Genomic DNA, 25295 nt, shown 5'->3' on the forward strand with positions numbered 1-25295 from the left:
TAGAAAAACTCCTTTCAATTACTTAATAGACATCACGCTGGTAGCGTTTGTCCTGCTGCATTGCTGCAAGATATTTTTCGGCATCTTCACGGTTTAGATTGCCTTCTTTTTCAATGATGCTGATTAATGTTTCGTGTACATCATGGGCCATATGCTTTTCATCGCCGCAAACATAAACAGCGGCACCTTCCTGCAGCCATTCGAATAATTCTTTGCTGTGCTCAAGCATACGATGCTGTACATAAACTTTCTCGGCAGTGTCGCGGGAGAATGCGACGTTCATTTTTGTTAATACCCCGCTTTTGAGGTAATTTTGCCATTCTGTTTGATAAAGGAAGTCTGTTACAAAATGCTGATCACCAAAGAACAGCCATGATTTACCTTCAGCACCGATTTCTTCACGTTCTTGGATAAAGGAACGGAATGGTGCAATACCTGTGCCTGGCCCAATCATAATGACAGGGGTATCAGGATTTTCAGGCAGCTTAAAGTTTTCATTCTGCTGGATAAATACTGGAATTTTATCACCTGGATTAAGACGCTCCGCACATAGTATCGAGCAAACACCTTTGCGTTCACGGTCATGGGCATTATAGCGGACTGCTCCAATTGTCAAATGAACTTCCTCAGGATTTGCTGTATAGCTGCTTGCAATAGAGTAAAGGCGCGCAGGCAATTTACGTAATTGCGAGATAAAGTTTTGAGCTGTAAAATTCCAAGGACCAAATTCACTTACTAAATCAAGCAAGTCCCTTCCGTCTATATAGGCTTTCAATTGTTCTTGATTCTTGAGAAGATTTTGAAGCGCTTCGTTTGTCGAATACGCTGCTAACTTTTCTAATAAAGGTTTTGTTAAAACGGTTATTTCAAATTCGGAAAGAAGTGCTTCCTTAATGGAACGAATCTCACCTTTTTTATTAATAGAGACTGTTTCTTCTGGATTAAAGGACAGTTTATTAAGCAGCAGTTCAACAAGCTCTGGGTCATTCTTCGGATAAATTCCAAGGCTGTCTCCAGGTTTATATGTCAATCCAGATTCCTCAAGAGATAGCTCAATATGAAGCGTCTCTTTATTGGAGCCTCGGCCGTTTAAGTTTTGGATGTCCAGTACTTCAGCGAGGAAAGGGTTTGATCTAGAATATTCTGTTTCTGCCGTTGTTGCTGTATTTGGAGTTGCTGTGCTTTGAGCAGCTGCTGCGCTTGTATTACCAAGCTCTGCAAGCACACCTTCGAGCCATTCATTTGCCGGCTCTTCAAAATCTAAGTCACAGTCAACGCGTGGAAATAGGCGCTTACCGCCAATTTCTTCTAAGCGTTCATCAAATTCTTTACCAGTCTGGCAGAAGAATTCATAGGAGCTGTCACCAAGTGCCAATACAGAGAAGCTCAAATCATCCAATTTAGGCGCTCTTTTACCATGAAGAAACTCATGGAATGTTAAGGCAGTATCAGGTGGATCTCCTTCCCCATGTGTGCTGACAATAATAAGCAAGTTTTTAACTTTCTTAATATTATTTGGCTTAAAGTCGCTCATTGATAATGTTGTAACATGGAAGCCTTTATCTGTCAGAGTTTTTGCACTCTTTTTGGCAAGGTTTTGTGCATTTCCTGTTTGAGATCCAAATAGGATTGTGACATCTTTAGAGACTGGTTCGGCAGGTGCAGGAGCAGAAGACGGGACTTCTGCTGCCAGTCCAGCGGGACTTACCGTTGTTGCTGCTGTTGCAGAAAGATAGCCGTTAAGCCATACCTTTTGTGTTTCTGATAAAGTCGGCAAAAGCCGGTTTAAAAGCTCTGTCTGTTCCTGGTTAAAAGGACTGTTCGTTACTAGTAATTGCAAAAGTATTCACCTCACATAAAAATCCGTTGCTTTTTCAAATGTCAAAGTTCATTAATTAACAAAACGTTTTTAAGAAGTTGATTCTAACTAATTAATCCAATAAGACAAATCGGATTTTAGACAGATTCTTTTTTCAAATTGTTTCATGCATATATAATTGTACTTTACTGGAAGTCAAAGAATTAGTAAAATACATTTAACTTATTGGAGCTATTAATAATCTTAATAATTAAACAAATAGCTGTTTGGAATTTACATGTAAGATTCAAAAAGTCGAAAGGAGTGTTTTTGTTGCAGTATGATGCGTTAAAAACATTTGTCACCCTTGTAGAAGTGAAAAATTTCACTAAAACAGCTGAAATTCTGCTGATGTCTCAGCCAAGTGTAAGCCTCCATATTAAAAACTTAGAAAAGGAATTTCAAACGAAGCTGTTTGAACGTTCTCCAAAATATTTAAAAGTAACTCCTACAGGGGAAATTCTCTATGATTGTGCAGTACAAATGATTACTATATATGAACAGACAAGGCAAAATATATTAGACCACCATCATTCCATCAAAGGAGATTTAAAAATAGGCGCAAGCTTCACGATAGGAGAATATATACTGCCCCCATTATTGCTGGAACTTCAGAAAACCCATCCCGATTTGGCACTCCAAGTAACAATTGGTAACACAGAAGAGGTAGTCGAGTCAGTCAGACGTTATCAAGTGGATATCGGTTTAATTGAAGGACAAACTAATGATAAGGAAATTTCTGTCCATCCATTTATGGAAGACGAACTGTTTGTTGTTGCATCTGCTAAACACCCGCTTGCTAGTAAGGAAATGGTTCCTATAAAGGAATTGCAAAACCAAGCGTGGATTACCCGGGAAATCGGATCAGGGACGAGGGAATACTTGGATCATGTCATCCGTTCAAACGGATTGAAGATGAACACACTTCTGACAATCAGCAGCAACCAGGCGATTAAAGAAACGGTCATAAGCGGCCTAGGGTTAACCCTTTTGTCTAAATGTGTAATAGAAAGGGACCTGCAGGCAGGAAATCTTTCGACCATCTCCCTTGATAAAGAAGTATTTAAAAGGACACTCTCCTATGTATACTCGCCTGTTATGAAGGAAAAGCAGAATGTAAAAACATTTATTCAGGCATTAAACAGCAAGTATCCATACCAGGAAGAGGAACATAGAAATTAAGATAAACATGCATAAAGAAATAATAAACCGCAACTACCTAGAAAGGAAGCTTTTATAGTCGTTCGCCTATTGCCTCTTTTGGATTTTGTAGTATGATAACGAAGGAGATTTTTTTCGTTAAAAGGAGTATTGTTATGAAAAAAAACAATAAGACATTTCGGATTGTCCTATTAGGGATGCTTTCTGCTATCATCATTATTCAAACGACAATCCCGTTTTTAGGATATATCCCGATTGGACCGCTTAGCTTGACGATTATTCAAGTAACAGTCATTATTGCAGCGATTGTTCTTGGCCCGAGGGAAGGAGCAATAGTCGGCGGTATATGGGGAATCATTACCTTTATCAGGGCATTTGTTGCACCGACAAGTCCAATTGCCCCGATTGTATTTACGAATCCCCTTGTCTCTGTTCTGCCCCGAATATTAATAGGTGTTGTAGCAGCATATGTATTTCATAAGCTGCTCAAAGACAAGCTTAATGAAACAGTTAGAATGAGTGTAGCTGGTGTGCTTGGATCTTTAACAAATACTGTTTTAGTGCTGGGATTGATTTATTTATTTTACCAGGAACCGTATGCGAATTTTCTAGAAATGAATATGGATCAGCTTTTGCCTGCGCTATTGACCATAATAGCTACTAATGGGGTTACCGAAGCAATTCTTTCAGGTATATTAGCCCCGATTATTTCAAAACCATTATTAAGAATTAGAAAAAAATAGCAGCTTAGGCTGCTTTTTTTTACGCCGTTTGCTGACATAATAATCTTTTAAAACGGCACAATATAAGAGATTAATTTTGGAGGTGAGTTTTTTGACAACTGTTAAAGATATAATGACAACGGATGTAAAGGTATGTCAGCCCCATGATTCTCTTGTGGAAGCGGCAAAAATAATGCGTGATGTTAACGTTGGGATTGTTCCTGTATGTGAAGGAAAAAAGGTTATTGGCATGATTACTGACCGTGATATTGTTATCAATGCAATCGCTGATGGCAAAGACGGAAATACGGTTCACTGTCATGATGTGATGACAGCGGATGTAACTACATGTACGCCAGATACAGATGTTCATGAATGTGCAAACATCATGTCAGAGAATCAGATTCGCCGCCTGCCTGTAGTTGAGAACGGCGAACTTGTCGGAATATGCGCAATTGGTGACCTTGCAAGAATCAATATTCATATGGATGAAGCAGGGCAAGCTTTGAGCGATATATCTGAACCACTTCATTAATTCTGTAAGCAAAAAAACCCGCTTTTTAAAAAGTGGGTTTTTTTGGCATGGACTTGCTGCTTATTTTTTATATATGCATATGTTAAAATAAGGTTATCAAAAAATTGTAAATGTTAGATGATTTAATTCCGACTAAACAACTAGAAAAACTTGTTGACAATATAATCAATTGTGATAAAATTTAGAAAAAACATTGCTTATCCAGAGCGACAGAGGGAATTGGCCCTATGATGTCCAGCAACCTGCATTTGTAACCAAGAGCAAGGTGCTAAATCCAACAAAATGGTCTCCATTTTGAAAGATAAGGTAGTTATATTACCTTGTGTCTTTCCGAATTGGGAAGATTTTTTTATTGCTATGATCATCGGTAACAGTTTTTTGTTTGTAGGAGGGATTTGTTAATGGGGGAAAAAACAAATCAACTGGACAAAATAAAAGATCAGTTGGAAGAAATGTTGAAAAATATGAAATTTGGCTCCATTACCTTAATTGTTCAGGATGGAAAAGTCATTCAAATCGAAAAAAGCGAAAAGATTAGACTTGGAAAATAAATTGCTGACTAGAGAAACTAGAGGCAGTTTTAACACAGGAATTGTGTTAAAGCTGTCTTTTTTGCATGTAAAGCAATTTATCTGGAGAGGAGTAGGCAACTTGAGTGAACTATTAACTTATGAAAATCTTGATCGTTATACATTGCCAGCATTCCCGAGCGACACAGAAACAAAAGGAGCTTTGGAAGTACTGGAATGGGCATATGAGACATATGAAGAGGAAATTGTATATGCCTGCAGCTTTGGTATAGAAGGAATTGTACTTATCGACTTAATTTCAAAAGTGAAGGAAGACGCCAAAATCGTCTTTTTAGATACAGATGTGCATTTTAAAGAAACATATGAATTGATAGAAAAAGTGAAAAAAAAATATCCGCTACTGCAAATTGAAATGAAAAAACCAGAATTAACATTGGCAGAGCAAGCAGAACAGTATGGGGATGAGCTATGGACATCTAATCCAAATAAGTGCTGTGAAATTAGAAAAGTTATTCCATTAAATTCTGTTCTTTCAGGTTCAACTGCTTGGATATCTGGATTAAGAAGAGAACAGGGCGGAGCAAGGGCGAATACGGAATATATCAATCTAGACAATAAATTCAAAAGTATTAAAGTATGCCCGCTTATTCACTGGACTTGGAAGGATGTTTGGAGATACGCACACAAGAATCAGCTTGACTATAATGTCCTTCATGATAACGGCTATCCGAGTATTGGCTGCAGAACATGCACACAGCCTGCTTTCACAATGGAAGATATGCGCTCTGGAAGATGGTCTGGCAAAGGAAAAACAGAATGCGGGCTACATTTACAATAACTTAAAGGAAACTAAATGATGATGATAATTCTTGCAGGCATAATGTCTTTATTCTTTGCCATGAACATAGGCGCAAGTGGTGCTGCGGCAAGCCTTGGCGTTGCCTATGGTTCAGGTGCGATTCCAAGCAAAAGGCATGCCCTCCTTTTATGCGGTGTTGCGATTTTTTTAGGGGCCTTTTTAGGAGGCAGTGAAGTAGTTAAAACGATAGGGGAAGATCTCATTCCAAGCAGCTTGCTTAATGCAAAAATCGTGTTAATTATTCTGTCATCTGCCGCCATTTCCCTGTTTATCGCAAATTTAATGGGGATTCCGTTATCAACTAGCGAAATCACTGTTGGCAGCGTTGTTGGTGTTGGCGTAGCATATAAAAGCCTTTTTATTGGACATATTTTATGGATTGTATTCTTTTGGATTTTTATTCCCTTCGTTTCCTTTGGAATTGCTTTGGCAGCAGGGAAGCTAATCATGCGAGCTGAGAGGAAGTACACTTGGCTGAAAGCGAGCAAATCACAGCGTTACTTATCCGTTTTCGTAATTGTTGTTGGTTTTTTTGAAGCCTTTTCGGCAGGAATGAATAATGTAGCTAATGCTGTTGGTCCGATGGTTGGAGCCAATCTCATCTCGATGAGCAGCGGAATATTAATAGGCGGTTTGGCTATCAGTATTGGAGCTATTTTGCTGGGTGGAAGGGTATTGCAGACAAATGGGAAGAAAATCGTCCAATTCAGCAAGCTGGAAGGCGGAATTATTTCTGGTATCGGAGCAACCTTAGTTACAATTGCTTCCATTTTCGGACTTCCTGTGCCGTTGACTCAAGTAACAAGCACAGCGATTATTGGCATCGGTGTTGCGAAGAATGGTGTAGGACTTTTCAAAAAGCAGATGATTCATCGAATTATAAAGGTATGGATTGTTTCACCAGTCTTGTCTCTTGTTATTTCCTACTGTCTTGTACAACTATTTGTTAAAAATGATTTCTACAATGTCATTGTGCTGTCGAGTGTATGTATCGCCACATTAGGCATCTTAAGCCTCGTGAAATCAATCAAAGAAGATAATCGCTCTATATATGAGGACGGAGGCGGCATTTGATATATGCAAATCCGTTTCTATTAAATATAAATAATAATATAACTAGATGTTAAATTAGGAAGGATAGGTGCAAAGATTATGGCATTAAGCAAACCTCATGGAGGAACACTAATTAATTTATGGGAACCAAATTATGATGTGAGCGGCATTACACAAGAGCTTGAAATTGATGGCGTTGCGCTAAGTGATTTAGAATTAATCGGAAATGGAGCTTTCAGCCCACTAACTGGGTTTTTGACACAGAAAGACTATGAATCTGTTGTAGAGAACATGAGGCTTGCTTCAGGGCAAATTTGGAGTATTCCAATTACACTTCCTGTATCACAAGAGCAAGCAGACAAATTAGAAGTGAATGACATAGTGAAGCTTGTACATGACGGTGATGTGTATGGTGTGCTTACTGTTGAAGATAAATTTAAACCAAATAAAGAAAAAGAAGCAGAAGCTGTTTACCGCACTGCAGATTTGGCTCATCCTGGAGTAAAGAAGGTTTTTGAAAGAGGAAATGTGTATATTGGTGGTTCTATTAAACTGCTGAAAAAATTAAAAAGAACTAAATTTGAAAGTTTCTACCTAGATCCTAAAGATACTAGAGAAGTGTTCCAAGAGAAGGGCTGGAAGACTGTTGTCGGTTTCCAAACTAGAAACCCTGTGCACCGTGCTCATGAATATATTCAGAAGACGGCTTTAGAAACAGTGGATGGATTATTCTTGAACCCGCTTGTTGGTGAAACAAAATCAGATGACATTCCTGCAGATGTACGAATGGAAAGCTACCAAGTACTATTGAAAAACTATTACCCAGAAGACCGTGTATATCTTGCTGTTTTCCCTGCTGCAATGCGTTATGCTGGACCGAGAGAAGCAGTATTCCATGCACTTGTAAGGAAAAACTACGGCTGCACACACTTTATTGTGGGACGAGATCATGCAGGTGTGGGCAATTATTATGGCACATATGATGCGCAAAGGATTTTTGATCAATTTGAATCAGAAGAACTTGGTATTAATCTGTTGTTCTTTGAACACAGCTTCTATTGCAAAAAGTGTGAAAACATGGCGTCTACAAAAACTTGCCCTCATGACAAGGAATATCATGAAATCTTATCTGGAACAAAGGTGCGCGAGCTTCTAAGAAATGGTGAAATTCCGCCAAGCACGTTCAGCCGCAAAGAAGTAGTGGAAGTGCTGATAAAAGGCTTGAAAAACCAAGAGATCCATTCATAATACAGGGGGAAAAGTAAATGAGCGGCAAAAGTACAAATATCACATGGCATGAACAAACTGTTTCAAAAGAACGCAGAAGAGAGAAAAATAAACATCACAGCTATGTATTGTGGTTTACTGGTCTTTCCGGTTCAGGGAAATCATCTGTAGCTAACGCAGTTGCAGAGAGGCTGTTCCAAGATGATACGCTCACATATGTGCTGGATGGTGATAATATCCGTTTCGGAATCAATAAAGATCTTGGCTTCTCTGAAGAAGACAGGAAGGAAAACATTCGCAGAATTGGCGAAGTCAGCAAGCTGTTTGTAGACAGTGGGCAAGTGGTGCTGACTGCCTTTATCTCTCCGTTCCGCAATGATCGAGAAGGAGTCAGAGAATTGCTGGAGGGCAATGAGTTTGTTGAAGTATATGTGAAATGTTCATTGGAAGCTTGTGAAGCTAGAGATCCTAAAGGTCTTTATGAGAAGGCAAGGCAAGGAATCATCAAGGACTTCACAGGAATCAGCTCTCCTTATGAAGAGCCGGTTAATCCGGAGATTGTGATTGACTCGGAAAAAAATTCCATTGAAGAATGTGTGGAGCAAATTGTTCAATTTTTGAAAGAAAAAGGCTATTATAGAAATATATAAATATAGAAAGAAAGGAATTATAGTGTCTCTAGTTTTGAGAGAATCCTATAATTCCTTTCTGTTAATATGCCAAAGCTTAGGATTATGCAGCAACAGAGGAAGGTGAAAGATGTGGGGAAAGTTTATTTGGTAGGAGCAGGGCCTGGAGATCCTGATTTAATTACTGTTAAAGGGCTGAATTGCATTAAAAATGCTGATGTTATCGTATATGACCGACTTGTTAACAAAGAGCTGCTGCATTACGCAAAGCCGAAGGCAGAATTGGTATATTGCGGAAAGCTGCCGCATCATCATGTAATGAAACAGGAATTGATTAATCAGACGCTCGTCAAGCATGCTAAAAGAGGAAAGATAGTGACAAGATTAAAAGGGGGAGACCCTTTTGTATTTGGCAGGGGCGGAGAAGAAGCAGAAGAATTGGCTAAAAATCAGATTCCGTTTGAAATTGTGCCAGGCATCACTGCGGGTATTGCTGCACCGAGCTATGCAGGAATCCCCGTTACACACAGAGATTATGGTTCATCCTTTGCTTTTGTAACAGGACATATGAAGAATGGGGAAGAAGACAGCATCAAGTGGGAGGCATTATGCCATATAGATACACTTGCCATCTATATGGGAGTTAAAAACTTACCGAATATCAGGGAGAAGCTGCTTTCCTATCAAAAAAGCGGGGATACTCCTGTTGCCTTGATTAATTGGGGAACTACGAGCAGCCAGCGAACGATTGTAACAACATTAGATAAAGCTGTAGAGGATGCGCAAAACGGGCAGATTGAAAATCCGTGCATGATTATTATCGGTGAGGTTGTCCGCATGCGTGAAAAAATTAAATGGTTTGAAAACTCATTTGAAGATCCATTGGCGAAAGAAGTGGTTTTATAATGAAAGCAGTTTTGTATATATGCCATGGCAGCAGGGTAAAGGAAGCGAGTGACCAGGCAATATCCTTTGTAAAGGAATGCATGAAAGAGAATGATTACCCCATTCAGGAGTATTGCTTTTTAGAGCTCTCAGAGCCAAGCATTGAGGAAGGCTTTAAGACATGTGTAGCAAAAGGCGCAACAACGATAATAGCTGTTCCTGTCTTGTTGCTGACAGCAGCTCATGCAAAGATTGATATTCCTGAAGTCCTCGACGAACTCGTTAAAGCATATCCAGACGTAGCATTACATTATGGACGCCCGATTGGTGTACATGAGAAGATGGCAGAGATTGTCATAGCTAAAATTAAACAGTCTGAATTGTATGTTAAAAACAAGTCACTTGTTCTGCTTGTTGGCAGGGGCAGTAGTGATCCGGATGTAAAGCGGGATTTACGGGAAATTAGTGACTTGGTAGAGCGGTCGCTGGACGGTGTTAAAGTGGAGGACTGTTATTTGACAGCAGCATCTCCTAGCTTTGAAGCTGCCCTTCAGGCTGCAAGCAACTCTCAGTACGAAAATATCATCGTCATTCCATATTTGCTGTTTACAGGTATACTGATGAACACGATGCGCAAGACAATCAACGGATTATCAAATTCAAATAAAAACTATGAGCTTTGCAACTACTTAGGATACCAGCCTGCTATTGCTAGTATTCTGAAGGATCGAATTGATGAAGCAGCTGGGGCTAAACTGTATGTTCCCATTAATGGTTAATATGCAGAATAAGAAATGTATCGTTGCAGGTGGAGGCAAGGTTGCCTTAAGGAAAGTAAAAGCACTAATTGCAGAAGGTGCAAACATTACAGTTATTAGTCCTGTACTATGTCCTGAGCTTGAGGAGCTCGAGCAAGCGGGAGCAATCGCTGCAGTTAGAAAAAAAGCAGCAGAAAGTGATTGTAAGGATGCTTTTTTTGTAGTTACAGCAACGAATGACGATAAAGCAAACCAAAGATTAGCGAACAGGCTGAAGCACCGTATGCTAGTTAATAATGCTAGCTCTGCTGATAATGGAAACTGTCATATACCGGCAAGTTTGCAAAGAGGCAGGCTTATCTTAAGTGTGTCGACAATGGGTGCAAGCCCAATCCTCGCAAGAAAAATCAAGGATGAATGGGCACAGGAATACCCTGATGGTTTGGAGGATTATTTCGATTTTTTATTTAATGCCCGGGAAATGATTAAAAGAGCTAATCTAAATTCTGTTGATAAGAAGGGCTTGTTAGAGGAGATAACGGACAATAAATACAAGCAATCTCCACAATTGAGAGATGATTTTTATAAGCTGCTCCAAAACTTCTAACGAGGAATGTTAGAGGTTTTTTTGTGAGAAAAAATGCCTGCTGATCTTTCCAGACAGCAGGCATTCGTCTTAATTTTTTGTTTTTACATATTCCATCACATACCGAACGTACTTGTCGTCCTTACACATCCAGGCTCCGTGATTTCTCTTTAAAAAGTTTTCTCCTTCTTGGAAGGAAGAAAAAGTTTCAGGCAGCTTTGTTTTCTTTTTGTTGATAACCCATTGCTGCTTGCCAGTCGGATATAGATAAAATATATCATCATGTTTATTCTCATAAAGTGTGCCTAATGGAGAATTCTTCTTATTATATTCATTCTTTTTAGGATCTTCCCTTAATGCTTCAAGCGGGAATGTATCTGTTACGAAGTTTTTATATGCTTCACTCGTCATTGTGCAGCCAGACGCTTTCACATGTCCGCCTCCACCATATGTACCGGCAACTTTGGAGACATCGACGTGGTCATGAATGGTTCGGAAACCGACCCTCTTGCCGCCAATATTAAGGATTGCTATATAATCGAGATGCGGGTATTCTTTGCCTAGCTCATTGCCTAGTTCTGAGTGATATGATTCGGCATAAACAACACCTGCATAAAGACCGTCGATTTGTGTTTGAACAAGCTCCCGCCGTTTGCGGCGAATATATCGTTCAATTTTTTTCTCTTCCAAATCAAGAATTTGCTGCTCTACTTCATCAAAGAAGAAGTGGTTGTTATTCTCAAGACGCGCAACCATTTTTTCTACAAATTCGTCAAATGATATTAAATAGAAAAGTGCATTCAGCTTTTGGGCATCAAAGTTTTCATTCTTTTCCCAATCCCATGTATCGTACTGTCTGACAAGCTCTACAAACTCAAGCACACTGTCAGAGGGAGTGAGATGCCCGTTTTTAACAAGGTACTCATATAATAATGAAGTAGCACAGGTGGAAATTCCTTCTTCATCTTCTACTACTACATGTCCCCATTCAAAATCATTTAAATGTAAGGCTGTTTTATGATGATCTATCAGTTGGACCTTGCCGCCCTTCTTATAGTAATCATCCAGCCTGATAGCATTCTCTTCACTTACAGAAAGGTCTGTAACGATAAGGAATGTATCCTCAGGCTTTTGGTCAAGGAATCTTTCTACCTCAAGATTCAGGCTGGAAACAGAATTATAGCGGATTTCCACATCTTCTCCAAAGGCAAGCTTTGCGATGATTCCACAGCCGACCCCATCAAGGTCATTATGCGACAATAATTTATACATTTTTTTCACCCCTGCCCAATAGTATAATCTAATATGGAAAAAATAGAACATGTTTCTTTTGAAAAGGACATATAAACGAGAAAGACCTAAGGTAATATGTACTTAGGTCTGACTCTTATGGACTTATTCAAAAGCAACAAAAACCTGGTAGCTGCCTATACGCAATTCAGTCATGCTTTCTGACACTGTGTAACGAATGCTATTTAAAAGGACACCTTTATTAATCAGATTCTCATACTCCTGTGCCAAGGAAATAAATTCTTTTGATCCGCCAAGCTTCAAAGTAATCCGCTGCTCGACAGGCAAATTCTTTTGTTTTCTCAAGTCTTGAACAGAGCGGATAAAATCCCTTACTAATCCTTCTTTTGCTAATTCGTCTGTGATGCTAGTATCTATTATAACAGTAAAGTTCCTGTTTGACGCCTCGCTGTAGCCTGACATAGATGCAGTTTTCTGGACAAGCACATCCTCTTTAAAGAGTTCAACCTGCTGTTCGTCTGCTGTGATGGTTAACTTTCCATCGTAAAGAAACTGTTCTATCTCTTCTTTTGTGAGATGGCCGAGAGCTTTATGAACGGGATTTGCCTTTTTACCGAGACGCTTGCCGGCATTTTTGAAGTCGAGCTTGAGGCTGTATTGTACATAGCCTTTACTTGACTCAGTCCAGTCTACCGTTTTTACATTCAGCTCACTTTTAATGATTTGGCTGAAAGATTGCAATGCCGAAGGCGGAGTGTCATTTGAGACTATAGCCATCATGGCAAGCGGCTGTTTCGTCTTGATTTGGCTTTGATGCCGTATGTTTCTTCCCAGTTCCACAATTTCTCTTACACCGCTCATTTTCTTTTCAAGCTCTATGTTGATGTTCGCTTCTTCACCAGCTGGGAAATCTTCTAAATGAACGCTTTTTCCAGTCAGCTTATAATGAATATCTTCAGCAGTAAAAGGTGTGAACGGTGCGAGCAGCTTAGAGATATGAACAAGCAGGCTGTAAAGAGTATGGTAAGCACAAGCTTTATCCTCAGACATGCCTTCACTCCAAAACCGTTCTCTGTTTCTTCTGATATACCAATTACTTACGTCTTCTAAAAGAGTGCCAATATGTCTTGCTGCATTTGTCAGCTGGAAGCTTTCCATTTCTTTGCGGACTTGCGAGACAGTTGAAGCAAGCCGGGAAAGAGCCCATTTATCCATCAAGGTTAAGGAAAGACTAGCTGGCGTTGAATTCGGATCAAATCCATCGATATCAGCATACATTTTGTAGAAATGATGAAGACTTGTTAGAGTATCGACTAGCTTTGACTTAGCTTCCTGTACATTTTTGACAGAAAATCGCTTCTGGTTCCAAGGTGCGCTGTCCTCTATCAATGCCCATCTTAGCGAATCGGCGCCAAACTTGTGGATCAGCTCTACTGGGTCAAGGGCGTTGCCTTTGCTTTTTGACATTTTTTGTCCTGCCTCATCAAGAACGTGGCCAGTCGCCAGTACATTCTTATACGGCAGCTCGCCTTTATAAAGAGTGGAGACAGCCAATAAGGAGTAGAACCAGCCTCTTGTCTGGTCAATTCCCTCAACTATCACATCGGCTGGGAATTGCCTTTGCCATAACTCCTCATTCTCAAAAGGGGTATGATATTGGGCGAATGGCATAGACCCGCTATCGAACCAGACATCGATTACTTCAGGTGTGCGCACCATCATTGTGCTGCAGGAAGGACAAGGGAATGTCACCTCATCGACATATGGTTTATGAAGCTCAAGCTCAGCAAGATTGCTGCCGGTTAATGCTGCTAATTCTGCTATTGATTTGGGAGCCTCCTGATGGTTACAGGAAGGACATTCCCATACATTTAAAGGTGTACCCCAATAGCGGCTCCGGCTTATATTCCAATCTACCATTCCCTCAAGAAATTTCCCGAAACGCCCGTCCTTGATAGTGTCTGGATGCCAGTTTACCTGCTGGTTATTAAGTAGCATTGCCTCCTTGACAGCTGTTGTTCGGATGAACCAGCTCTCTAGTGCATAATAAAGCAGGGAAGAATCACAACGCCAGCAGTGCGGGTAAGAATGTTCGTATCTTTCTTTATGGAACAATAGCCCTTTCTCATGAAGGAGCTTGATGATGTCGACATCACAATCCTTAACGAATCTGCCTGTCAAAGGTGTGACCGCTTCTGTATATTTGCCCTGTTCATCCACGACTTGAACAAAGGAAAGGTTATTTTCTTGTACAAGACGATAATCGTCCTCCCCATATGCTGGAGCAATATGAACAATGCCAGTTCCGCTGTCTGCAGTCACAAAGTCGCCATGAACAACATAATGGCCTTTTGCGACTTTGATAAAGGAGAATGGCGGTTCGTAACTGAGACCGAGCAATGCAGACCCCTTCACTGTCTCTAAGAGGACGCTGTCAGGAGACATTAATGTAGGAGCCAAATCCTTTGCTACGATATATACTTCGTCTCCAGTCTGTATTCGAACGTAGTCTAACTTTTCATTCACTGCAAGAGCAACGTTTGCAGGCAGTGTCCAAGGTGTTGTCGTCCAGCCGAGGATAAACTCATTGTCCTTATTCTTTAGTTTAAACCTTACAGTTGCGCTCAAGTCCTTTACATCTTTATAGCCTTGCGCGACCTCATGAGAGCTTAATGATGTCTGACAGCTCGGGCAGTAAGGGGAAACTCTGTGACCTTTATAAAGCAGGCCTTTTTCATGGATGGTTCCGAGTATGTGCCATACCGATTCAATATACTCATTGCTCATTGTCATATAAGGGTTCTCCATGTCGACCCAGTATCCTAGTTCCTTTGTAAAGTCTCTCCATTGCTTTTCATAGGAGAAGACGCTCGCCTTGCATTTTTGAATAAATGCCTCTACTCCATATTCTTCAATGGCCTGCTTTCCGGATATGCCAAGCTCTTTTTCCACACCAAGCTCTACAGGCAGACCGTGCGTGTCCCAGCCAGCCTTTCGGATTACCTGCTTGCCTGCCATTGTCTGGTAACGTGCTATGATGTCTTTGATTGTGCGCCCAAGAGCATGGCCAACATGGGGTAAGCCATTTGCAGTAGGCGGTCCCTCGTAGAAAACAAAGGATTCCTGATTTTTTCTTGCCTCAACTGATTTTTCAAAAATATGATTGTGCTCCCAAAGAGCAAGGATTCTTTTTTCTCTTTCTGCTTGTGTTTCTTGCTGGCTATTTTTCATGATAAAATCCTCCTTGGATTTAATAGTTACCAGAAAATACCGGAACATGACAGAGTCGGAGTAAACAAAAAACACTCGTCCCTATAAATAGGGACGAGTGTATATACCCGCGTTACCACCCAAATTCTGCTGCAAAAAGCAGTCAGCGCTTAGTCAACGTACTATCATACGCGTTCCTTTTTAACGGGGGAAATCCCGTCAAGGCTTACTTTAAATATTCAGCCTTGCATCTCAGAGATGATTTTTCCGTCAGAATCCCTTGCCGGCTTCCACCAGTTCCGGCTCGCTTATAAGTTCATGCATGACGTACTTGTTCTCTTCATCGATTTATAAGTTTCTGGAATGTTTTGTATATAATATCACTTATTATACCTTAATTCAAGGTAATTGATTCTTGATATTTTAGTATATGAGCGGTTTAGGATTTAGTTGCTTGCAAGTAATGAGAAATGGCTAGCAGGGGGAAGATTTTGCTGTAGCTATAATAATCAATATAGAATTGCCCAGGCAAACCTATACCTGTAGGGTAGGTGAGGCTGCGTTCATCCTTCATGCCCTTTAAGAGAAATTCTATCCCTTTTGTTACAGCCTTGCTTTTCCACTCTCCTGCAGCAATTAACGCGTCAAGTGCCCATGCTGTCTGGGAATCTGTACTAAAGGGAAGAGGGATATAATGGCGCTTTTCGCAGCTATGACAAGATTCACCCCAACCTCCATCCTCTCTTTGAATAGTTTTCAGCCATTTGATGCCTTTCTTTATGCTCTGGTCGCTTGCTGCTGTTCCGGTTGCCCTTAAACCAGTGATAGCAGCCCATGTTCCATATATATAACAGACACCCCAGCGGCCATACCAAGAACCATCTTTTTCTTGATTGTCTATTAGCCATCGCGCAGCTGACTTAATATGAGGGTGTTTCTGTTGAAGTTTGGCAAAACGACCTAAATATTCAAGTACTCTGCCCGTCAAATCTGGTGTAGACGGGTCAACAGCAGCGTCCTTTGCATTCTCAATAGGAACATGCTGAAGAATCTCCCAATCAGTGTTTTTTTCAAATGCACCCCAGCCTCCATCGCTGTTTTGCATGGAAAGGAGATAGTTAGTTCCGCGCTGCCAAGAGCTATGAACGTTCGTATTTAGAAGAGCTGTTCTAGTTAAAGCTCGCAAAGCGGCCGATGTATCGTCATTGTCTGGATTGTTTGTATTAATATCTGAAAAGCCCCAGCCTCCAGGCGTTGTATCTGGATTATGGACTTTCCAGTCTCCCGCTGCTGTATGCTGTTTTTTAAGGAGATAGTTAATAGACTTCCTAATAACAGGACTGTCAGGCAAGCAGCCTGCTTCTTGGAGACTGTAGCTTGTTAATGCTGTGTCCCAGACGGTGCTTGTTGAGTTTTCCAAGTGGGCGTTTTCTCCTTTTTTGTCAATCAGGGAGGATAATCCTGATATTGCCTTTTTAATAACCGGCGAATCCTTGCGATAGCCAATGGAAAGCAGGCCGTAAATCATAAAAAAAGTTGCACTTGCATAGCTGTAAAGTGTACCATCCTCTTCAAGCCGATCAAGTATATATTTTTCCGCATAATAATATCCGAGCTGATGGAGGTAAGCAGGCCATCTTCCAATTTGTTTTATTTCTTTCCAAACAAATGACAGTGGTGATCTTTCAGCCTCCAAATGAGCAATCGGGTTGAACATTTCCTCGCTTCTTCCGTACAGGTCGCTTAAATCAGGCTTGTTTTTAGTGTGGACGGCAAATTTTTTATTGGATGCAAGCAGCATAGGGATGAAATGAATGCGAGCATAGGCACTGAACTGAAAGAAATTAACAGGCTGGTAGGAAGGCAAAAGTAAAAAGGTCATTGGAACATAAACCATTCGGGACCATGGATACAGTCCGTTGGCAGAGAGCATCCATCTAATCATAAAATGGGCTTTGGAAATCCCTCCGTTTTGAACAATAAAGGACTTTGCCTTTATCATATTGTCGTCTGTCTGCTTAGCGTAACCAGAGTATAAAAGGGCCGTATACGCAATGATTGTCGCAGATAAATGCCCATTCGGTGCATCTATGTATGCTTTCCAATAGCCTTCTTTATGCTGGGAATTTTTTAAGGATGTGGCAAGAAGCTTAATATTATCTTCCTCCGTACTAATTTCCAACGCTCTGCATGTAATGATAAAGAAAGCATCTGTCATTAAACTGCCTTGAAAGCGAAAGCGGAAAGACCCGTCGCTATGCTGTAGCTTTACAAACTCATCAATTCTGTGTTTTTTTTCGTTTTCAATATCTGCTATTTTCAAGTTAATCACCTCAAATCTTGATTATCTATACATAAGGTATGCATCTCATCCCCAGTATCGTGAATACAAAGGCAAAAAGAATAGATGAAAGCAGTTTCTAGACAAAGGAATCGAGGTATAGGAAAAGAAAATACGAAGTTAGAAAGTAGGGAATTGTATGGTACATCATTTAAAGCTTGCAGTAGATGCAAATGCTGCCTTAGGAGAGGGACCGTTTTGGGATCAAAAGGAAAATGTGCTTTATTGGGTTGATATTAATAACAAAAAAATCTGCATGTATAATCCAGCTGACAATGAAAATAAGGAATTAGAGCTTCCTGAGAAGGTCAGTGCTGTCATTCCGGTGAACAGCGGAAAGGGAGCAATAGCTGCTTTGGAAAATGGCTTTCATTATGTCGATCTTACAAACGGTGAGATTCAACCGATTTTTGATCCAGAAGAGCATTTGTCTAATAACAGGTTTAATGATGGAAAATGTGACGCACAAGGTCGATTTTGGGCAGGTACGATGAGCACAAAGGACGAGATGGAGCAAGGCGCGTTATATTGTTTGGATAAGGATGGCACGATTACAAAAAAGCTTGATAAGTTAAGCACATCTAATGGATTGGCTTGGTCATTGGATAACAAGTACCTATACTTGATTGATACCCCTGTGCAAAAGGTATACCGATTCGATTATGAAGTTCATTCAGGCAATATTGACAATAGCGTGGCTATTATTGATTTTTCAAATGAAGAAGGGTTTCCTGATGGTATGACAATAGATGAAGAGGGGATGCTGTGGATTGCTCATTGGGGTGGCGCGCGTGTATCAAGGTGGAATCCTCATAGTGGCGAAAAAATAGATGAAATTAAAGTGCCAGCCCAAAACGTTACCTCCTGTGTATTTGGAGGAGAAGAATTAAATGAGCTTTATATTACAACAGCGCAAGAAGGAATGACTTCAGAGGAGTTGGAAAAATACCCGCTGTCAGGGGCACTTTTCACATGCAAAATGGACATAAAAGGTCTGCCTGGTAATTATTACGGCGGATAATGAAAAAGATTCATGGCAATTGCCATGAATCTTTTTAATGACCTGAAGGATTAGCATCAGGGTTTTGGAAAATGGCCAGCTTATCGACGAGTTTCTTACTGGCCGAATCAAGGCCGCTAATGCTGACTGTATTATTATTTTCTTTAAGTTTAAGGACTACTTTATCAATTGCTCCTACAGCAGAATCATCCCAAACACGAGCTGAAGAGAAATCAATGGAAATTTGCTTGTTCTGCTCAGATGTATCGAATGCTGCAATAAAGCTGTCAACAGAAGCAAAAAATAATTGTCCTTGCACAAAATATTTATACTCATTTTCTGTTTGCTCTTTGTTTATTTTCAGATGAGATATTTTTGCAGCAAAGAACACCGCGCTCAAGATAACACCTGCAATTACTCCTTTTGACAAGTCATGTGTTGCAACGACTATAACTACTGTAACAACCATAACAATTGCGTCTGTTCGAGGAGCTCTTACTACATATTTAAAGGAAGACCAGTCAAATGTACCGATGCAGACCATAATCATAATGCCAACAAGTACAGGCATTGGTATTTGGACAACTAGATCTCCCAGCACAATAATCAAGAACATTAAAAATGCACCAGCAACAAAGGTCGAAAGTCTGCCCCTGCCTCCTGATCTTACGTTGATTCCAGACTGTCCAATCATAGCGCAGCCAGCCATACCGCCAAAAAAGCCAGTGATAAAATTGGCAATTCCTTGTCCTCTAGCTTCTCTGTTCTTATCGCTGTCTGTATCTGTTGCATCATCTAGAATGCTTGCAGTAAGAAGTGATTCTAGTAAACCTACAATCGCCATAGCAATACTGAATGGAAAAATAATAGCTAAAGTTTCAAATGAAAATGGTACATCGGGAATCAAGAAGGACGGCAAGGTTTGCGTAATATTTCCTAAATCGCCAACTGTTTCAACATGGATATGACCAAAAATTGCTACTGCTGTCAAAACGATGATTGCAATTAACGGTGCCGGCACTGCCTTGACATATCGAGGCAATATATAAACGATTAATAATGTTATGCCGACAAAAAGATAAGTCATATTAGAGATCCCAATAAAATGAGGAACTTGTGCCATAAAAATTAGGATGGCAAGGGAATTAACAAATCCAATCATAACCGCTCTCGGAATGAATTTCATCAGCTTAGCAATTTTAAATACTCCAAAAAGCACCTGAAATACTCCTGTCAAAATAGTTGCAGCAAAGAGGTACTGCAGACCGTAATCCCTTACTAGCGGTCCCATCAGCAATGCCATTGCCCCTGTTGCTGCGGAAATCATCGCAGGTCTACCGCCTGCAAAGGAGATGATGATTGCAATACAGAAGGAAGCATACAACCCTACCATCGGGTCGACTCCTGCAATAATCGAGAAAGCGATTGCCTCAGGAATAAGGGCCAACGCAACGACGATGCCTGAAAGAATATCAGCTCGTACATTGAAGAACCACTCTCGTTTTATTTTTTCTATCAAAATGTTCACCTCAATTTTTTATCGCAGTAGTTCAATAAGGAGAAGTGTAACAGAATTATTCCCAAAAGGGAATATATATTGGGAAGTTTTTTACAAAACTCATTTTCCTATCTATAATGGTTAGTAGCAGAAATGACAAGGGAGCGAAAAAGATGATAATAGGTTATATGAGGCCATCTCAGGAAGATGAAGATTGTCAGCAGCAGGAGCAAATGCTTAAGGACATCTGCGGTAGTATAGTCCGGGAGGAGCATTCATCTGCTAAAAAAAGAGCGGTGCTTACTCAGATGCTGGAGCAAATAAATGAAGGGGACAAGATTGTTGTATCCAGATTATTTACGCTAGCTGATTCTAGCAGGCATCTATTTGAGCTGCTGGAAATACTAGAACAAAAAGGTGTCTACCTGCAAGCAATATATGAGGAAATTGACACAGAAGCAAAGAAGGAATACTCCCTAAGGAAAATGGTCGGCTATTTAGTGGAATTTCAAAATGAAATTATCAGTGAACGGACAAAAAAAGGAATGGAATATGCAAAACAAAAAGGCATCTCCACAGGACGGCCAAGAAAAGCAGATGAAAATGTAAAAAAGGCCATAAAAATGTATCAAAGCAAAAAATATAGTCTAAAGGAAATAAAAGAATCTACAGGCATAAGTAAATCAACTCTATACCGCTATCTAGAAAATTAGTGCGAAGAAGGGAGCTTGATGTATGAGGAAAGTGGAAGTGTGCCCATACAGCAATGAGTGGCGTGTTTTATTTGAAACAGAGAAAAAACTTCTTCAGCATATATTTGAAGCAGAGTTGCTGGAAATCCACCATATAGGGAGCACAAGCATACGAGGTATGAAGGCTAAACCAATCATTGACATTATGCCCATTGTAATAAATATACATAATATTGACAGCTATAATGGGAAAATGATTGAAATCGGCTATGAAGCAAAGGGAGAAAACGGAATTTCTGGCAGGCGATATTTTCAAAAAGGCGGCGATGAAAGGACACATCATGTTCATATTTATGAAGCTGGCAGTCCAGAGATTTTCCGTCATCTAGCATTTAGGGATTTTTTGCGTGCTAACAAGGAGGAAGCCGAGAAGTACGGTGATTTAAAAGAAAAACTCTCCCAAAAATATCCTGCTGATATACAGGCATATATAAACGGCAAACATGATGCTGCAGCATCTTTGGAACAAAAGGCTTTAAAATGGGCAAACCTCAGAAAATCAAACCTCCATTTCCAGTAACAATTTTATTCGTTAGGCACAAATTCCTCACAAGTATTTATCTGACAATTGCTGATAAAAACAAATAAAAAGGAGAATATAAGGAATATCAACATTCGTGGGAGGACCATCATGCCAGAACAGAATATTGAGCTTACTTCAACAGAGATTGCTTCGTTATGGACTTCTTATATGAATAACACCATGTCCAAGTGTGTGCTTAGCCATATGAGTAACTCCATAACCGATCAAACGATTGCAGATGCGATAGACAAAGCACTTGTTATCTCTGTCAAGGAGGTAGAGAAGCTTGAACAAATCTTTCAGGAAGAAAATTTTGCACAGCCGTATGGGTTTACAGACAAAGATGTGAATTTAGCAGCTCCTGCTTTGTTTACGGACACTTTCTCCCTTCAATATATTAATCATATGGCAAAAGCAGGTATGCTTGCATACAGCGGATTCACTGCAATGAGTTTTCGGGAAGATATCATCCAGCACTTTACAACAACCTTAAGCGAAACTGCCAAGCTTTATAACCAAACGAATAATGCATTAAAGGAAAAAGGGATGCTGGTTCGCTCACCTTACATAATCCCGCCTTCAGAAAATGATTATATTGACAGTAACAGCTACTTAAGCGGTTTGAATCTTTTTCATAAAAAACGCCCTTTGAATGCCATTGAGATTTCACATTTGTTTCTGAATACCCAAACGAATAATATCGGTTATAAAATCAGCCTTGCATTCGGACAAACATCTAATGACAAAGATGTTCAGGATTATATGATGCGAGGAAAGGATATCTCGCAAAAACATGTGAAAATCTTTGCTGATACGTTAATTGAGGGGAATATACAGAGTCCTATGTCTTCCGATATTGGGATTACGGAGTCCACAAACAAGACATTTTCTGATAAGTTAATGATGTTTCATATGTCTCTACTAAGTGCTTCTGGAATCGGTAACTATGCAGCAGCAGCTGGCGCCAGCCAAAGGAGCGATCTTGCCGTTAATTATGAGCGGCTTTCCTTTGAAATAGCACAGTATGCAAAAGCAGGAGCTAATATCATGATTAAAAACGCTTGGCTGGAGCAGCCTCCAGCAACAGCTGATCGTGAAAACCTCATTAAAAACAAAAAATCAGAACAGAGATGAAGGATAGAAGACAGAGCTATACAAAAAGCTCTGTCTTTTATCATATTAAGGCGCAGGTTTCTTTAAATTTTTTTGAATAATGTGAGCGCTTTCTTCTAATATGTACATAACCGGCATCTGGGATGTAATATTCGAATCCCCGAGAAATACTTCTGTCACATAATAGGCAATATTTATATCTGATATCCTGGCAAGCTGGCAGTTTTTACTATTAGTAATACTGACAATATTGGAACCTTCTACTTTCAGTTGATTTGCCAAGTTAAGAGTGAAGTCAGTTTCCCCAGAAACGGAAAGAATAATGGATGTACTGTTTTTTAAATCCTTGCTGTTTATTGGATAAAATGGATCTTTAATAAAGGAGGAGAATTTTCCAAGACTGGAAAAATACCTTGCACCATATTCGGCTAAAATGCCTGAACTTCCTGTACCTACAAAAATAATCTTATCAGTCCGCAACACGAGTTCTGCCATTTTTTGAATATCGGACTCAAGATTTCCTTTTAGCGTTCGTTCTAAAAACTCGGAGAGATAGTATTGAGTAGACTTCAGATTTTCTTGTTCATTTCTGTCCAAATATAGCTTGAGCTTTACTTTAAATTCTGAGAAGCCATCACAGTTAAGCTTCCTGCAGAAACGCAAGATGCTGGAAGTGGATACATGGGTTTGATCGGACAGCTCTCTAATCCGCATATAAATGACTTTATCGCTGTTTTTCGTAATGAAGTTATAAAGAATCATTTCCAATTCATTGAATGTATGGACCATTTCTTTTGTAAACAGGTTAATCTCCTCCTAATAGGATCTGTTTTTATTCCAGCAATGATTTCAATCCACAATATAAATATAAAACAACATGTGCCATAATTGAAACAATTTCCACAAATTGAAACAAAAATCTAAGTATCTAAATTATATTGATTAATAAATGAAAGCGTATACAATACAATTTAAGGAGGAGTTAACAAAACCTAGATAGGTTAAAGAAAAAATATCTGGAGGGGTTCATAATGAAAAAACTGTTATTAGTTTGTGCAGCAGGGATGTCTACAAGTCTCTTAGTCAATAAAATGAAGGATGCAGCAGAGGAAAAAGGGGTAAGTATCGAGATATTTGCATTGCCTGTTTCAGAATGCCAAAGCGTAGCAGATCAGGTTGATGTGGTGCTGCTTGGCCCGCAGGTAAGATACCAGAAACCGCAGGTGGAATCCATTATCGCAGGCAGAGTTCCCGTCGAGGTAATTGACATGCGAGCATATGGAACGATGAATGGGAAAGCCGTTTTAGAAAGAGCACTTGAGCTGCTGTAATCAGCAGCTTACAAAGAGAAAAAGATCAGGCAAGACCTCCTGTACAGCATGAATTTACACCCATTGCCTAATCAAACAAATTCTTCATCTAAAGGGTGGAAGAATTATATATTAATAGGGGGAGTAACTTATGGGTTTTATGGCTAATTTTGAAAAATTTGCTGAGAAGGCTTTGGTGCCAGTTGCCTCTAAACTGAACTCACAGCGACATATTGTAGCAATTCGCGATGCATTCATTTTATCATTTCCGATTACGTTAGCTGGTTCACTTATCGTTTTGCTCAATTTCGCTGTATTGGCGCCAGATGGGTTTATTGCAAAAATACTGTTTCTTCACAAGCTGTTCCCTGGCTTAGCAGATTTACAAGCAGTCTTTTCCCCTGTCCTAAATGGATCGACGAATATTCTTTCTATGTTTATCGTCTTTCTAGTGGCAAGGAATATGGCAATTTCGCTTAAAGCAGATGAACTGCTGAGCGGCTTGACGGCATTATCTACATTCTTTATTATTTATCCGCCATATACGGCTGTTGAAGGAACTAACTTCCTGACTACACAGTGGGTAGGGGCCCAAGGTCTTTTCGTTGCCATTATAGTTGGTTTGATTGTCGGTGAGTTTTTCAGTGTGCTTTCCAAGTCAAAGAAATTGCAGATTAATATGCCAGCATCTGTCCCGCCTGCTGTTGCCAGGTCCTTTAAGGTGCTGTTCCCGATCATTATTATTACTGTAGTGTTCGCAGTTGGGAACGCTATCATCAATGCCTTTTATCCGAAAGGCCTGCATGAGTTCATTTATGCAGTAATTCAAACACCGCTAAAGCATTTGGGCACTAATATTTTCTCACTTGTTATTTTGGCAATTGTCTCTAACCTTTTATGGGTATTTGGGATTCATGGTCCAAACACGATTGCTGCTATTCGTGAGGCTATGTTTGCAGAAGCAGGTCTAGAGAACTTGAACTATGTGGCAGAACATGGTTCGGCATGGGGAGCACCATATCCTGTTACTTGGGCAATAAATGATGCCTTTGCTAACTATGGTGGTTCAGGGATGACATTAGGTTTATTGATTGCGATATTTATCGTCGCTAAACGGAAGGATTACCGAGATATCGGCAAGCTATCGATTGCTCCAGGATTATTCAATATTAATGAACCTGTCATTTTCGGTTTACCGGTCGTGTTAAACCCGATTTTGATTTTGCCATTCATATTGGTTCCTGCCGTGAACATTATCATAGGCTATGCTGCTATTGTGACTGGCTTAATTCCGCCAATTGCGTACTCTGTGCCATGGACGACTCCAGGTCCGCTGATCGCATTCTTAGGCACAGGAGGAAACTGGCTTGCATTAGTTATCGGCTTTGTTTGCCTGGCTGTCTCAACACTTATTTATATTCCATTTGTAATGGCAGCAAACAAAGCAGCTGCTGATAACAATGTCTCTAGCGATTCGGAGAAGTCCGCGTAAGA

General features: G+C 40.0%; 23 protein-coding genes, 1 riboswitch and 1 other annotated feature. Of the genes, 17 read left to right on the forward strand and 6 right to left on the reverse strand.

The window, feature by feature from the left end; translation table 11 throughout:
* Positions 1-22: 22 nt before the first annotated feature.
* Positions 23-1840, reverse strand: coding sequence for an assimilatory sulfite reductase (NADPH) flavoprotein subunit (locus LXM54_RS19030; RefSeq protein ID WP_233316824.1), 1818 nt, complete (start codon positions 1838-1840; stop codon positions 23-25).
* 291 nt (positions 1841-2131) lie between these two features.
* On the opposite strand from LXM54_RS19030, the gene LXM54_RS19035 reads away from it, so the two are divergent.
* The 11 genes from LXM54_RS19035 to LXM54_RS19085 all read left to right on the forward strand — a co-directional run bounded on the left by LXM54_RS19035 (position 2132) and on the right by LXM54_RS19085 (position 10824).
* The gene (locus LXM54_RS19035; protein ID WP_233316825.1) at positions 2132-3040 is read left to right on the forward strand and encodes a LysR family transcriptional regulator; all 909 of its coding nucleotides are present in this window, start codon (positions 2132-2134) and stop codon (positions 3038-3040) included.
* A gap of 134 nt (positions 3041-3174) precedes the next feature.
* Positions 3175-3762 carry an ECF transporter S component gene (locus LXM54_RS19040; RefSeq protein WP_233316826.1) on the forward strand — a complete coding sequence of 196 codons (588 nt, stop codon included), beginning with the start codon at positions 3175-3177 and terminating at the stop codon, positions 3760-3762.
* A 91-nt stretch (positions 3763-3853) separates the two neighbouring features.
* Positions 3854-4276 carry a CBS domain-containing protein gene (locus LXM54_RS19045; RefSeq protein WP_233316827.1) on the forward strand — a complete coding sequence of 141 codons (423 nt, stop codon included), beginning with the start codon at positions 3854-3856 and terminating at the stop codon, positions 4274-4276.
* A gap of 194 nt (positions 4277-4470) precedes the next feature.
* A riboswitch (SAM riboswitch) is annotated at positions 4471-4584 on the forward strand.
* 93 nt (positions 4585-4677) lie between these two features.
* Positions 4678-4827 (forward strand): YezD family protein, encoded by a 150-nt coding sequence (locus LXM54_RS19050; protein ID WP_233316828.1) that lies wholly within the window; start codon positions 4678-4680, stop codon positions 4825-4827.
* A 100-nt stretch (positions 4828-4927) separates the two neighbouring features.
* Positions 4928-5644, forward strand: coding sequence for a phosphoadenylyl-sulfate reductase (locus LXM54_RS19055; RefSeq protein ID WP_233316829.1), 717 nt, complete (start codon positions 4928-4930; stop codon positions 5642-5644).
* An 18-nt stretch (positions 5645-5662) separates the two neighbouring features.
* Entirely contained in the window at positions 5663-6739 is a 1077-nt protein-coding gene (locus LXM54_RS19060; protein WP_396953819.1) for an inorganic phosphate transporter, read from the forward strand.
* A gap of 78 nt (positions 6740-6817) precedes the next feature.
* Positions 6818-7966, forward strand: a complete 1149-nt coding sequence (gene sat, locus LXM54_RS19065) for a sulfate adenylyltransferase (RefSeq protein WP_233316830.1) — start codon at positions 6818-6820, stop codon at positions 7964-7966.
* Positions 7967-7983: 17 nt separating this feature from the next.
* Positions 7984-8595 carry an adenylyl-sulfate kinase gene (cysC, locus tag LXM54_RS19070; RefSeq protein ID WP_233316831.1) on the forward strand — a complete coding sequence of 204 codons (612 nt, stop codon included), beginning with the start codon at positions 7984-7986 and terminating at the stop codon, positions 8593-8595.
* A 111-nt stretch (positions 8596-8706) separates the two neighbouring features.
* Positions 8707-9480 carry a uroporphyrinogen-III C-methyltransferase gene (cobA, locus tag LXM54_RS19075; RefSeq protein WP_233316832.1) on the forward strand — a complete coding sequence of 258 codons (774 nt, stop codon included), beginning with the start codon at positions 8707-8709 and terminating at the stop codon, positions 9478-9480.
* Complete coding sequence (locus LXM54_RS19080) at positions 9480-10238, forward strand: sirohydrochlorin chelatase (RefSeq protein ID WP_233316833.1); 759 nt, start codon at positions 9480-9482, stop codon at positions 10236-10238. The genes cobA and LXM54_RS19080 overlap by 1 nt, the downstream gene beginning before the upstream one ends.
* Positions 10219-10824, forward strand: a complete 606-nt coding sequence (locus LXM54_RS19085; protein ID WP_233316834.1) for an NAD(P)-dependent oxidoreductase — start codon at positions 10219-10221, stop codon at positions 10822-10824. The genes LXM54_RS19080 and LXM54_RS19085 overlap by 20 nt, the downstream gene beginning before the upstream one ends.
* A gap of 69 nt (positions 10825-10893) precedes the next feature.
* On the opposite strand, the gene LXM54_RS19090 is transcribed toward LXM54_RS19085, so the two are convergent.
* The 3 genes from LXM54_RS19090 to LXM54_RS19100 all read right to left on the reverse strand — a co-directional run bounded on the left by LXM54_RS19090 (position 10894) and on the right by LXM54_RS19100 (position 17596).
* Positions 10894-12075: a DHH family phosphoesterase gene (locus LXM54_RS19090; protein WP_233316835.1), complete on the reverse strand. Its 1182-nt coding sequence runs from the start codon at positions 12073-12075 to the stop codon at positions 10894-10896.
* A gap of 123 nt (positions 12076-12198) precedes the next feature.
* Entirely contained in the window at positions 12199-15288 is a 3090-nt protein-coding gene (ileS, locus tag LXM54_RS19095) for an isoleucine--tRNA ligase (protein ID WP_442780512.1), read from the reverse strand.
* A gap of 83 nt (positions 15289-15371) precedes the next feature.
* Positions 15372-15617: a binding site (T-box leader), on the reverse strand.
* 86 nt (positions 15618-15703) lie between these two features.
* Entirely contained in the window at positions 15704-17596 is a 1893-nt protein-coding gene (locus tag LXM54_RS19100) for a terpene cyclase/mutase family protein (protein ID WP_396953817.1), read from the reverse strand.
* A 148-nt stretch (positions 17597-17744) separates the two neighbouring features.
* Here LXM54_RS19100 and LXM54_RS19105 point away from each other — a divergent pair, with 148 nt between their 5' ends.
* Positions 17745-18626: an SMP-30/gluconolactonase/LRE family protein gene (locus tag LXM54_RS19105; RefSeq protein WP_233316838.1), complete on the forward strand. Its 882-nt coding sequence runs from the start codon at positions 17745-17747 to the stop codon at positions 18624-18626.
* A gap of 34 nt (positions 18627-18660) precedes the next feature.
* On the opposite strand, the gene LXM54_RS19110 is transcribed toward LXM54_RS19105, so the two are convergent.
* Complete coding sequence (locus tag LXM54_RS19110; protein WP_233316839.1) at positions 18661-20124, reverse strand: SulP family inorganic anion transporter; 1464 nt, start codon at positions 20122-20124, stop codon at positions 18661-18663.
* A gap of 152 nt (positions 20125-20276) precedes the next feature.
* Between LXM54_RS19110 and LXM54_RS19115 the strand changes: the two genes are divergently transcribed.
* The 3 genes from LXM54_RS19115 to LXM54_RS19125 all read left to right on the forward strand — a co-directional run bounded on the left by LXM54_RS19115 (position 20277) and on the right by LXM54_RS19125 (position 22512).
* Positions 20277-20816, forward strand: a complete 540-nt coding sequence (locus LXM54_RS19115; protein ID WP_233316840.1) for a recombinase family protein — start codon at positions 20277-20279, stop codon at positions 20814-20816.
* A gap of 22 nt (positions 20817-20838) precedes the next feature.
* Positions 20839-21375: a GrpB family protein gene (locus tag LXM54_RS19120; RefSeq protein WP_233316841.1), complete on the forward strand. Its 537-nt coding sequence runs from the start codon at positions 20839-20841 to the stop codon at positions 21373-21375.
* A gap of 111 nt (positions 21376-21486) precedes the next feature.
* Positions 21487-22512, forward strand: coding sequence for a DUF3231 family protein (locus LXM54_RS19125; protein WP_233316842.1), 1026 nt, complete (start codon positions 21487-21489; stop codon positions 22510-22512).
* A 45-nt stretch (positions 22513-22557) separates the two neighbouring features.
* Here the strand turns inward: LXM54_RS19125 and LXM54_RS19130 are convergent, their stop codons facing one another.
* Positions 22558-23295: a MurR/RpiR family transcriptional regulator gene (locus LXM54_RS19130; RefSeq protein ID WP_233316934.1), complete on the reverse strand. Its 738-nt coding sequence runs from the start codon at positions 23293-23295 to the stop codon at positions 22558-22560.
* 227 nt (positions 23296-23522) lie between these two features.
* On the opposite strand from LXM54_RS19130, the gene LXM54_RS19135 reads away from it, so the two are divergent.
* Both LXM54_RS19135 and LXM54_RS19140 read left to right on the forward strand, forming a co-directional pair.
* Entirely contained in the window at positions 23523-23822 is a 300-nt protein-coding gene (locus LXM54_RS19135; protein ID WP_233316843.1) for a PTS sugar transporter subunit IIB, read from the forward strand.
* A 130-nt stretch (positions 23823-23952) separates the two neighbouring features.
* Positions 23953-25293: a PTS sugar transporter subunit IIC gene (locus LXM54_RS19140; protein WP_233316844.1), complete on the forward strand. Its 1341-nt coding sequence runs from the start codon at positions 23953-23955 to the stop codon at positions 25291-25293.
* The last annotated feature ends 2 nt before the right edge of the window (positions 25294-25295 follow it).

Origin of the sequence: Bacillus sp. Au-Bac7 (assembly GCF_021341655.1) — a bacterium.
Taxonomy (GTDB): Bacteria; Bacillota; Bacilli; order Bacillales; family Cytobacillaceae; genus Niallia.